Annotated in this window: 11 protein-coding genes and 4 tRNA genes; all 15 read right to left on the bottom strand. The window is 60.3% G+C overall.

What is annotated here, in order from left to right:
* Window positions 1-166 precede the first annotated feature (166 nt).
* Window positions 167-538 carry a 50S ribosomal protein L7/L12 gene (rplL, locus tag Q8L25_RS03030; protein ID WP_010394320.1) on the bottom strand — a complete coding sequence of 124 codons (372 nt, stop codon included), beginning with the start codon at window positions 536-538 and terminating at the stop codon, window positions 167-169.
* 67 nt (window positions 539-605) lie between these two features.
* Window positions 606-1,148, bottom strand: coding sequence for a 50S ribosomal protein L10 (gene rplJ, locus Q8L25_RS03025; RefSeq protein ID WP_029496119.1), 543 nt, complete (start codon window positions 1,146-1,148; stop codon window positions 606-608).
* 317 nt (window positions 1,149-1,465) lie between these two features.
* Window positions 1,466-2,161, bottom strand: a complete 696-nt coding sequence (gene rplA, locus Q8L25_RS03020) for a 50S ribosomal protein L1 (protein WP_065310183.1) — start codon at window positions 2,159-2,161, stop codon at window positions 1,466-1,468.
* Window positions 2,161-2,595 carry a 50S ribosomal protein L11 gene (rplK, locus tag Q8L25_RS03015; protein ID WP_034753131.1) on the bottom strand — a complete coding sequence of 145 codons (435 nt, stop codon included), beginning with the start codon at window positions 2,593-2,595 and terminating at the stop codon, window positions 2,161-2,163. Before rplK ends, rplA begins: the two co-directional genes overlap by 1 nt.
* Before the next feature lie 116 nt (window positions 2,596-2,711).
* On the bottom strand, window positions 2,712-3,332 hold the full coding sequence (gene nusG / locus Q8L25_RS03010; RefSeq protein ID WP_094442924.1) for a transcription termination/antitermination protein NusG: 621 nt from the start codon (window positions 3,330-3,332) through the stop codon (window positions 2,712-2,714).
* Window positions 3,332-3,715, bottom strand: coding sequence for a preprotein translocase subunit SecE (secE, locus tag Q8L25_RS03005; RefSeq protein WP_065310327.1), 384 nt, complete (start codon window positions 3,713-3,715; stop codon window positions 3,332-3,334). The genes nusG and secE overlap by 1 nt, the downstream gene beginning before the upstream one ends.
* Window positions 3,716-3,747: 32 nt before the next feature.
* A tRNA-Trp gene (locus Q8L25_RS03000) sits at window positions 3,748-3,823 on the bottom strand.
* Between the two features lie 66 nt (window positions 3,824-3,889).
* The gene (gene tuf, locus Q8L25_RS02995) at window positions 3,890-5,080 is read right to left on the bottom strand and encodes an elongation factor Tu (protein ID WP_065310157.1); all 1,191 of its coding nucleotides are present in this window, start codon (window positions 5,078-5,080) and stop codon (window positions 3,890-3,892) included.
* Window positions 5,081-5,168: 88 nt separating this feature from the next.
* Window positions 5,169-5,243, bottom strand: a tRNA-Thr gene (locus tag Q8L25_RS02990).
* A 43-nt stretch (window positions 5,244-5,286) separates the two neighbouring features.
* A tRNA-Gly gene (locus tag Q8L25_RS02985) sits at window positions 5,287-5,360 on the bottom strand.
* 52 nt (window positions 5,361-5,412) lie between these two features.
* Window positions 5,413-5,496 (bottom strand) — tRNA-Tyr (locus Q8L25_RS02980).
* A gap of 212 nt (window positions 5,497-5,708) precedes the next feature.
* Window positions 5,709-7,355 (bottom strand): response regulator, encoded by a 1,647-nt coding sequence (locus tag Q8L25_RS02975; protein ID WP_308925639.1) that lies wholly within the window; start codon window positions 7,353-7,355, stop codon window positions 5,709-5,711.
* Between the two features lie 16 nt (window positions 7,356-7,371).
* The gene (locus tag Q8L25_RS02970; protein WP_308923501.1) at window positions 7,372-8,964 is read right to left on the bottom strand and encodes a DUF3369 domain-containing protein; all 1,593 of its coding nucleotides are present in this window, start codon (window positions 8,962-8,964) and stop codon (window positions 7,372-7,374) included.
* 65 nt (window positions 8,965-9,029) lie between these two features.
* Window positions 9,030-10,106, bottom strand: coding sequence for a DnaJ domain-containing protein (locus tag Q8L25_RS02965; RefSeq protein WP_308923500.1), 1,077 nt, complete (start codon window positions 10,104-10,106; stop codon window positions 9,030-9,032).
* A 135-nt stretch (window positions 10,107-10,241) separates the two neighbouring features.
* Window positions 10,242-11,393, bottom strand: coding sequence for an SAM-dependent methyltransferase (locus tag Q8L25_RS02960; RefSeq protein ID WP_308925638.1), 1,152 nt, complete (start codon window positions 11,391-11,393; stop codon window positions 10,242-10,244).
* Between the last annotated feature and the right edge of the window lie 73 nt (window positions 11,394-11,466).

Below are 11,466 nucleotides of genomic sequence, written 5' to 3'. Positions count from 1 at the left end.
GACGAAACCTCAAGGCTCTGCTTTCCGGCTTGAATCGAATAAAAACTGCGGCTTACAACGACTACAAATACGATGCGGACGACAAAGGAGCCAAAGTCGGATTTCCCCCCTTGCGAGGGGAAACCTCAGACTTTGACTCGGGCGCTAACTGACGCCAGTACAGATATTACTTGATCGAAGCGGTTGCGCCGGCTTCTACCAGTTTCTTCTGTGCAGCTTCAGCGTCAGCTTTCGACACTGCTTCTTTCACAGTTTTTGGTGCGCCATCGACCAGGTCTTTAGCTTCTTTCAAGCCCAGGCCGGTGATTTCGCGAACTGCTTTAATGACGCCAACTTTGTTTGCGCCGAAGCTGTCCAGGATGACGTTGAATTCGGTTTGCTCTTCAGCTGCTGCTGCTGGGCCTGCTGCAGGACCGGCCGAAGCCATTGCTGCTGCCGATACGCCGAATTTTTCTTCGAAAGCTTTGACCAGGTCGTTCAGGTCCATTACGGACATGGCGCTAACTGCTTCCAGGATGTCGTCTTTGCTAATTGCCATTTTGAAACTCCTAAATTTATTACGTTAGTTACATCAGATTGGTACTGAGAGAAAAAAGCGCGCGCAATTAAGCGGCTGCTGGGGCTTCTTCTGCTGCTGCTTCTTCTGCAGGAGCTTCGGCGCCTTCGCCTTTTTTCGCTGCCAGGGCAGCCAGACCACGTGCAAAGCCCGAAACCGGAGCCAGCATAACGCCCAACAACTGCGAAATGAGGACTTCACGGCTAGGAATGCTCGCCAACGCGGTGACAGCAGCTGTATCCAGCGGCTTGCCTGCGTAGTTACCTGCTTTGATGACCAGTTTGTCGTTGGTTTTAGCGAAGTCAGCGATGACTTTAGCTGCTGCAACGGCATCGGCCGAGATCGAGTAGATCAACGGGCCGGTCATGGCATCTGCCAGGCTGGCGAATGCGGTACCTTCAACGGAGCGACGAGCCAGAGTGTTTTTCAACACACGCAGGTACACGCCTTGGGCACGCGCTTTAGCACGCAGTTGCGTCAAGTGACCAACCTGGATGCCACGATATTCGGCCACGACGATGGTTTGCGCATTTGCTACTTGTGCGGAAACTTCGGCGACAACGGCCTTTTTGTCATTCAGATTGAGACTCACGGTCAACCTCCTTAAATGATGTTCAGCGATCACAACCGAGTGGTTGAGCGCCTTGCATCGGTTCGAACACGGCGTCCGAAGTCAAGAAGTACTAAACTGAGCGGATGGATTCACGCAGCATGAGGACTACAAAACTTGTTCGGGTACACCATCTGCGTTGGGCACTGGCCGTTGCCGGCCAGCCTATTAACCTTCTGCATGTGTGATCGCAGTCGGCCCAACGGTCTTTGATTGTCTGCCGGCACGGTGTAGCACCATGCCGACAGCCCAAAGATGCGCCCGCAGCGCCCGGAGGCGCGCGGGACTTGATTCTTTACTTAAGCTGCCAGGCTTGCCTGGTCAACACGGACGCCAGCGCCCATGGTCGACGACAGCGAAACTTTGCGCAGGTACACGCCTTTGCTCGATGCTGGCTTGGCTTTGTTCAGCGCGTCGATCAGTGCGACCAGATTCGATTTCAGATCTGCGTCAGCGAACGATTTACGGCCGATGGTAGCGTGGATGATACCGGATTTGTCGGTACGGTACTGAACTTGACCGGCTTTCGCGTTTTTCACGGCGGTAGCGACGTCAGGAGTAACAGTGCCAACCTTCGGGTTAGGCATCAGGCCACGTGGGCCCAGGATCTGACCCAGGGTACCAACGATACGCATGGTATCTGGCGAAGCGATGACGATGTCGAAAGGCATGTCGCCGGCTTTGATCTGCTCGGCCAGGTCTTCCATACCGACGATGTCGGCGCCAGCAGCCTTGGCCGCTTCCGCTTTTTCGCCCGACGCGAATACAGCCACGCGTACGGTCTTGCCGGTGCCAGCTGGCAGCACGACGGAGCCGCGAACAACCTGGTCGGATTTCTTAGGATCAACACCCAGTTGTACCGATACGTCGATCGATTCATTGAACTTGGCGGTTGCGCACTCTTTGATCAGCGCGACAGCGTTGTCGAACTCGTACGCTTTGGTACGGTCAACTTTGGCTTTGAAAGCCTTGATACGTTTGGATAACTTAGCCATTATACAACACCTTCCACCGTGATACCAATCGAACGTGCGGAACCAGCGATGGTGCGTACGGCAGCATCCATGTCGGCAGCGGTCAGATCAGGGGTTTTCAATTTAGCGATTTCTTCAGCCTGTGCGCGGGTCAGCGTACCGACTTTGTCGGTATGTGGCTTCGGCGAACCTTTGGTGATCGCTGCAGCTTTTTTGATCAGGTAGGTTGCTGGTGGCGTCTTCATCACGAAGGTGAAGGACTTGTCAGCAAATGCGGTGATCACGACTGGAATCGGCATGCCTGGCTCCAGACCCTGGGTCTGTGCATTGAAGGCCTTGCAGAATTCCATGATGTTCAGACCACGTTGACCCAGAGCTGGACCGATTGGTGGGGATGGGTTTGCTTTACCAGCTGGCACTTGCAGCTTGATAAAACCAATGATTTTCTTTGCCATGATGGCTCCTATCTTGGATTGAGTAGTAGCGCCCCGCCGATCCTACCCTGGCGGGGCTCCTCTGACCGGATTTCGCAGTAACTCTTGCGACGCTCCTGGTGGCGCTTGATACAGACTTAAACTTTTTCGACCTGGCCGAATTCGAGCTCCACCGGGGTGGCGCGGCCGAAGATGGTGACCGAGACGCGCACTTTGGATTTCTCGTAGTTGACTTCTTCGACATTGCCGTTGAAATCGGTGAACGGACCATCCTTGATGCGGACTTGCTCGCCCACTTCGTACAAGGTTTTCGGACGGGGTTTTTCAACACCTTCCTGCATCTGGCGCATGATGGCATCGATCTCGCGCGCGGAAATCGGCGTCGGCTTGTTCGATTTGCCACCGATGAAACCGGTAACCTTGCTGGTGTTTTTCACCAAGTGCCAGCTCTCGTCCGTCATTTCCATTTCTACCAGGACATAACCTGGGTAGAAACGACGTTCGGTGACCGACTTCACACCATTCTTGACTTCAACCACTTCTTCGATCGGCACCAGGATCTGGCCGAACTGGTCTTGCATGCCGGCGCGTTCGATGCGCTCGGTCAGTGCACGCATGACGCTTTTTTCCATGCCGGAATAAGCATGCACAACGTACCAGCGCTTGCTGCTGACCGGTACGCTCAGCGCTGCGCCAGATTCCGTTGCCGGAACGTCGCCAGCTGCGGGTGCCGCGTCATCTTGCACATTTTCGCTCATTATTTTTTCCAACCAAGAATTATGTCATACAGCAAAAACTCAAGCAATTTATCCGTGCCCCACAGGAAAATCGCCATGACCAGCACAAAGGCAAACACGATCGCGGTGATCTGCGTGGCTTCTTTGCGGGTAGGCCAAACGACTTTCTTGGTCTCGCGCACGGCTTCTTTGGCGAAATTCAGGAATTCACGGCCGGTCGTCGAGACATACAAGAGCGCAACAGCAATAACCAAACCAGCCACAAGCGCGCTTGCACGCACCAGAGCTGGTTGGCCTGCCAGGTAATAAAACCCGACTACTCCTGCAATCGCAGCCACTACTGCCAGCGCGACTTTTATCTTGTCACTCGACGTGCTAACGGTTTGCACGGATTGATTTGACATTTTTCTACTTTCGGTGCCCTGCACCTTGACGGTGGCAGGGACGGAGGGCATCGAACCCCCAACCTTCGGTTTTGGAGACCGACGCTCTGCCAATTGAGCTACGTCCCTACGTAAAACTTTTGTGGAGTGCTATTCTACCACCCGAGACACCCCGAGTGGAAGCATAACGTTTCCTTATGCGAGAATTTTTGCAACCACGCCGGCGCCAACAGTACGACCACCTTCACGGATAGCGAAACGCAGGCCTTCTTCCATCGCGATCGGGTTGATCAGCTTGACGGTGATCGACACGTTATCGCCTGGCATGACCATTTCTTTGTCTGCTGGCAACTCGATCGAACCGGTCACGTCCGTCGTACGGAAGTAGAACTGTGGACGATAGTTGTTGAAGAATGGCGTGTGACGGCCGCCTTCGTCTTTCGACAGGACATAGATCTCGCCGGTGAAGTGGTTGTGCGGTTTGATCGAGCCTGGCTTTGCCAGAACTTGACCACGTTGCACGTCTTCACGCTTGGTGCCGCGCAGCAGCAGACCAACGTTGTCGCCTGCTTGACCCTGGTCCAGCAGTTTGCGGAACATTTCCACGCCGGTGCAAGTCGTTTTGACGGTATCGATGATGCCGACGATTTCGATCTCTTCGCCGACCTTGATGATGCCGCGTTCGATACGACCGGTCACCACGGTACCGCGACCCGAGATCGAGAACACGTCTTCCACTGGCATCAGGAAGGCACCATCAACAGCGCGCTCTGGCGTAGGGATGTAGGAATCCAGGGCATCGGCCAGACGCAATACGGCGTCAACGCCCATTTCGCCCTCTTTGCCTTCCAGCGCCATACGGGCCGAACCTTTGATGATAGGCACGTCGTCGCCTGGGAATTCATATTTCGACAACAGCTCGCGCACTTCCATTTCGACCAGTTCCAGCAGCTCTGCGTCGTCGACCAGGTCGCACTTGTTCAGGAACACGATGATGTATGGAACGCCAACCTGGCGGGCCAGCAGGATGTGTTCGCGGGTCTGTGGCATCGGGCCGTCAGCTGCCGAGCACACCAGGATCGCGCCGTCCATCTGGGCTGCACCGGTAATCATGTTCTTGATGTAATCGGCGTGGCCTGGGCAGTCAACGTGCGCGTAGTGACGCGAAGCCGTTTCGTACTCGACGTGGGCGGTGTTGATGGTAATGCCGCGTGCTTTTTCTTCTGGAGCCGCATCGATCTGGTCGTATGCTTTGGCTTCGCCGCCGAATTTCTTCGACAGAACCGTTGCGATTGCAGCGGTCAGCGTGGTTTTACCGTGGTCGACGTGGCCGATGGTGCCGACGTTGACGTGCGGCTTGGTCCGTTCGAATTTACCTTTTGCCATTTTGAACTCCTAATGATTTGATTAGATTGCTCAGGCACACGCCCGACGGTCTGGTTTGAATTGCTTCTGTGTTGCCTGCTGCGAATTCTGGTGCCCTTGACGTGGATCGAACACGTGGCCTCTCCCTTACCAAGGGAGTGCTCTACCACTGAGCTACAAGGGCTGTAATTTTGCTGCATGGATGCATAAAGCATCTGAACGGGAACTGGAGCGGGTGAAGGGAATCGAACCCTCGTCGTAAGCTTGGAAGGCTTCTGCTCTACCATTGAGCTACACCCGCGAGGTATCGTTCACTTATCTTCACTTGCTTACCCAGTTTTCTTGCAAAAACTTGGTGGAGGGGGCTGGATTCGAACCAGCGTACTCGAAAGAACAGATTTACAGTCTGTCGCCTTTAACCACTCGGCCACCCCTCCGCGGGAACCGCAGAGTATGAAGCATCTACTCACAACTGTCAACCTTGTTTCGCATCGCTTGCTGCTGCATTTGCTTATAAAGAAGAAGTTGGCTGCTTCGGGGCGTGATTATAAGCCCCCAAATTAATAATGTGCAAGGGTTGGCGAAAAATTTTTGCATTTTTTTTGTGCCCCCTGCTTGCACCCCGCATTTTCCCGTGCCAGCACCCGATTCAACGGGCGTCAGGCGGGTGCATCCAGGCCGCGCCGCCCGGCTTGTACTTGCGCAGCAACTGCTGGTGCAGGCCCGACAGCACCGGCAATTTGGGGTTGCGCGGGTCGAGCCGGCGCACGCCGGCGATCAGGCTCAATACCTGCTGGCCCAGGCGCTCATCCCAGCCTTCATGCTCCAGGCATTTCAGCACCGCCACGGCGGCGTTGAACACCACTTGCGGATTGTCGGGCAGGCGCGTGACGGCCTCGCTCATCAGCTCGACGGCGCCGCGGAAGTCGCCCTGCCCCGCCTTGGCCGCACCGGCGGCCACCATATCGGCCACTTCCTGGCGGCTTTGCCGTGCCAGCGCCTTGGCCAGTTCGTCGCGGCCGCTTTGCTCGAACACGGCCATCGCGCGCGTCATGGCCGCGCTGTCGGGGGCATTGCGCATCACCTCGCGCATCACCTCGGCCGCGCCATCCTCGCGCCCATGGGCCAGGCAGTAGCGCGCCAGCTCCGTCTTGACCGCGTTCGAGGCGCCGCCGCTGTGGCGGTTGGCGGCCAGCGCCGCGTCCAGCGATTCCTGCAGGCGCACCTGGTTGCCGGTCTGCCCATGCAGCATGGCGCTGCACAGGGCGCTGCACAGCTCCGTGTTCGGCTGGCCGCCCATGGTGCGGTCCAGCTCGCGGATCACGGCGCCGGCCTGCAGCGGATCGTTCTTGCGCACCAGGGTCTGCACCAGGCGCACATGGTCTTCCGGATCGCGGAATTCCGAATACTTGGCCTTGCCGACCACCAGTTTCAGCACCTTTTCCGCCATGTCGACGTCGTCGGCCGCCAGCGCGGCCTCACCCAGGCGGCGCAGGCGGCGCACCGCGTGCGGCGACAAGGCCACCGCGTCGGCCAGCGCGTTTTGCGCCGCCTGCTGGTGGCCTTGCGCCTGGTGCGTGCGCGCCAGCCAGTCATAGGCGTCGAGAAAACGCTTGTTGTTGTCCAGCAGTTCTTCCAGCATCGCCTGCGCGGCCGGGTAATCGCCCTGCAGGAACTGCGTCTTGGCCTGGCCCAAGCGGGCCCAGCCGATCGCCTTGGCCTCATACAGCGAAGCATAGATGGGCTCGGCCTCGGCCGCCTCGCCCAGCAGCAGGTGCAGTTCCGCGCGCAGGCGCAGGAAATCGGTGGCGTAGCGCGGATACAGGCTGGCCCCTTCGCCGCAGGCCGCAATCGCGCCGCGCTCGTTGCCGACATCGATCAGTTCGTGCACCGGCATGAAGGCGGCGCGCTTGTCGACGGCGCGGGCGATGCGTTCCAACATGTTGTCGGCCGTGAACGGTTTCAGAATGTAGTCGGTCGGCAGCAGCTCGACCGCGCTGACCACCTTGGCAAAGCTGCCTTCGCCGGTGACCATGAAAAACATGGTCGAGGCGTGGATCAGGCGGTGGTGGCGCAGGTCTTCCAGCATCTGCTGGCCGTCCTGCCCGCCTTCGAGGTCGTATTCGCACAGGATCAGGTCGTAGCTGCGGTTGCCCAGCATGCGGATCGCCTGGCTGGAACTGGCGGCGTCGTCGATCTTGGCCAGGCCGCACAGATTGAGCATATTGTGCAGGCTCGAGCGCATGCCGCCATGCGGCTCGATGATCAGGGCCGACAGCCCCTTGAAGTCCTTCATGTCGCGCACGGCGGCATCAGGCGGCGTGCTCCGGATGCCATAGCTGCGGCTGGTTGTCGATCAGGTCGAGCAGCGCGGCCACCACTTCCGGATCGAACTGGCTGCCGCTGCGCTGCTCGATATACTCGCGCACCTGCGGATACGGCCACGGTTCCTTGTAGGGCCGCTCGTGCAGCAGGGCGTCGAACACGTCGACCACCGCCACGATGCGCGCGGCCAGCGGGATCGCGCGTCCCTTCAGGCCGTTCGGATAGCCGGCGCCGTCGAAATGCTCGTGGTGGCCGCCGGCGATCTGCGCGCCATAGGTCAGGTAGCTGACGCCGTCGACCATATTGGCGGCCCGCTCGAGGATGGTGCGCCCGACGCTGGCGTGCAGCTGCATCTGCGCCCTTTCCTGCTCCGTGTGCAGGCCCGGTTTCAACAGCACCGCGTCCGGCGTGGCGACCTTGCCGACGTCGTGCAGGATGCTGGCCAGGCCGATCATGTCGAGCAGTTGCGGCGTCAGCTCGTCAAGGCAGACGCCGCGCAGCTTCATGCGCTGGGCGATGGCGTCGGTCAGCTGCTGCACCCGCCGCACATGGCCGCCGGTGTCGCTGTCGCGAAATTCGGCCAGGTCGGCCAGCGCCACCACGGTCGCTTCCTGGGCCTTGCGCAACTGGCCGAACATGTACAGATTGTCGAAGGCGGCGGCGATGCGCTCGCAAAACACTTCCAGCAAGTCGCGCTGGATCGGTGCCAGCGGCCACGGCGGCGTGATCGAAATGGCCAGCTCGCGCTTGCTTTCCGTATGGATGAACAGCACATTGGCCGGATGCTCGAACTGGCTGCGCTTTTCCGCAAAGGCCTTGTCGATCGCCGCCGTCAGCGCATGTTCGGGCGGCATCGCGTTTGATTCGGCCAGCGCCGCATAGGTGCCGGTGGCGGCCACCACTTCGGGCTGGCCGGCGCCGCCCTGCATCAGGCACAGCACGCCGTCGGCGCCCACGTCGAGGATGGCGCTGACCTGGTTCAGCACGCCGGAGGCGAATTCACGCAGGGAATGGATCTGGTACAGATTGGTGGCGCCGGCCAGGATCTTGCCCAGGCCGATGCGGCTGCGCTCGAGCATCATCAGGCTTTCATACGCGCGCAGGGCCGAAATGACGGTGGTAAACAGCTTTTGCGTGGTCAGCTCGGTCTTCGCCTTGTAGTCGTTGATGTCGTACTCGACGATCACGCGCTGCTCGGGCGCCTGGCCCGGCTGGCCCGTACGCAGGACCACCCGCACGATATGGTTGTTCAGTTCGGCGCGGATGCGCTTGGCCAGGATCAGGCCCGCATCGTCGGTTTCCATCACCACGTCGAGCAGCACCAGCGCGATATCGGGCGTGTCGCGCAAGATATCGAACGCTTCGCGGCCGCTGTAGGCGGAAAACAGCTCCAGCTCGCGGCCCTTGAAATTGACGTTGCGCAGCGCCAGCCGCGTGACCGCATGCACATCGACGTCATCGTCAACGATCAGGACGCGCCACAGGCGCTGGTCAGGCGCCGCCGCTCCGCTCAAGGCCGCCACTGGCTCATCCTCGTCGAGCAGCCAGTTGTCGTCTGCATCGGCTGTGAGGTCGGTCATGGATACTCCTAAGGATTAAATACGCAAGAAACGCCGCTGCTTGATGCCTGTCAAGGATAATCAGATTAGATGCTGCTTACAACAGGATTCTGCGTCTCTTCCTGCGCCCGTGGCGGGCTGGCCGGCGGCGTGACCACGCTGTCGCTGCTTTTGCCGCCACATCCTTCGCTGCCCGGCTCGACCGCCTGGTAGCGCACCTCGTACTTGCCGCTCGCCAGTTGCTCGACGGTCAGCTTGTCATGCGCCAGCAGGTACAGATAGCGCACATTGGCGCGCCGTTCCAGGTCGAACAGCTTGACGAACACCGGCGTGGCATTGGCGCTGTTGTCCAGGGTGATGGACAGGTCCTCGCCCTTGTTGCTGATGGCAAAGCCGCTCACATAGCCGGACTGCAGCGGCCACGGCTCGCCATTCGGCGCCACCAGCGCCTGCGCGCCGCCATCGCAGGCGGGCAGGCCCGCCTTCAGGATCAGCTGCGACACGGCCAGTACTTTGATTTCCGGCATCTTCGGCTGGGCCGGTTCGGGCGCATAGGGCTTGCCCACCGCCCAGCTGTCGATGGCCACGGGCTCCGCCTTGGCCTCCGGCTTGGCACCCGGATCGTGACCGGCGGCGGCATCCGGCTTGACGCCATCGCGCGCCAGGCCATTCCAGGCCGAGGCCAGCGCGGCCGGCACCTCGGGCGCGCTACCCTGCACCAGCAGGGCACTTAGCCAGCCCAGCAGCAGGCAGACAACCAGGCTCAGCCACCAGCGCCAGTTGCGCCATAGCGGCACGGCCGGCCGCCTGGGCCTGGACGGCGGCACGTCCTGCGCCCAGCCATGCTCCTGCTGGGGCGCATGCGCGCGGCCGTCCTTGCGTTTTCCCTCTTCCTTGCCTTCTTCCCGGTGGGTGCTTTCCAGCCATTCGATTTCCCATTCCTCGGCGGCGATCCACTCGTCGTGCTCCTTGCGGCGCAGCGGGTCGGACAGGGTGCCGTAGGCGCTGTTGAGGATGGCCATGATGCGGGCCGCCTTTTCGTCGCCGGGATTCTTGTCGGGATGGTATTTCTGGCTCAGGGCCTTGTACGCGGCACGTATGACTTCCTGCGGCGCCAGGCGCGCCACTTTCAGGTTGTCATAGTGTGTATGTATCTTTCCCATCGTTCTATCTTGAAATCCGTACGCGGCGACGGGTGTTTGCCAGCTGCAGCCAGGCGGTATCGATCATCATATACGATTTGACAAGATGAACCATGGCCGGCGGCGAAAATACACGGCCGGCCACGCGACACTTGATCACAGGCGGTGGCTGCGGTCCGCCGACAACAGGGCGTCCGGCAATGTCACGCCATGGCCCACCGCCAGTACCTTGAACAATTCGCCCATTTCGGCCGGCGAGACCAGCTTTTGCAGCGCGATCGATTGCGGCAAAAAGGTTTTCGCCTGTTCCGGGTCGCTGCGCATCAGCAGGTCGCCGATGCCGGCGCCCAGCAGGAAACTGGCCTGGTTCATGTAAGCCAGCACCTCCAGCCCCGCCTCCTGGGCGGCCAGCGCCATGGCGGTGAAGTCGACATGGGCCGTGATGTCCTGCAGGCCGGGCAAATAAAACGGGTCGGCATGCGCATGGTGGCGGTAATGGCACATCAGGGTGCCGGTGGCGCGCAGGCCCAGGTAATACTCGTGGGCCGGAAAACCATAGTCGAACAGAACCGCCGCGCCGCCGCGGCCCGCCGTCAGCATGCGCGCCAGCGAGCGCATGAAGCCGCAGGCCACGCCGTGGATTTCCGTCACATAGCCGACCGGCAACTGGTCGGCGTCGGGCACCTGCGCGGCGATCTGCGCCGCCACCTCGCCGCCGGCGGCGCGCTCGACATACACAAACCTGCCATCGGCGATGCCGACATCGAGCTCGCACCAGCCGCTGGGGGTCTTGCTGATCAGGCTGACGGGCATGGCGTCGAGCACTTCATTGCCGAACACGGCGCCTTCAAAGCTGTCGGGAAAGCCGTCCAGCCACACCACCTGCGCAAATCCGGCCAGGGCGGCTTCCTGTCGCGCGCGCAATTCGCCCGACAATTCGACGATCGCATATTGCTCTATATGGATGCCGGCGCTGGCCGCCTCGGTCAGGATATCGAACGCCAGCTTGCCGGTGCCGGCCCCGAATTCCAGGATGCGGGGGGCCGTTTGCGCCATAATAGCGGCTGCCACATGGGCCAGGGTGGCGCCGAACAGCGGCGAAATTTCCGGTGCGGTTGTAAAATCGCCATGTTCGCCCAGCTTGGCGGCGCCGCCGCTGTAATAGCCAAGATCGGGCGCATACAGCGCCAGCTCCATGAAACGGGCAAAGGGAATGGCGCCATCGTGCCGCGCGATCTCGGCGGCGATCAGGTGCTGCAAGGCATGGGACGCGGCCAGCGCGTCGCTATCGGGTTCGGGTAGGGACATTCCCGCATTGTAGCGAATCGGCGGCGCATGCCGCCAGTAGTGGCCCGCCGCCTCCATCATCACACGCATAAAG

Source organism: Janthinobacterium sp. J1-1, assembly GCF_030944405.1.
Lineage (GTDB): Bacteria > Pseudomonadota > Gammaproteobacteria > Burkholderiales > Burkholderiaceae_D > Janthinobacterium.
The sequence above is the reverse complement of the archived record's forward strand: the minus strand, read 5'-3'. Positions and strand labels throughout refer to the sequence as shown.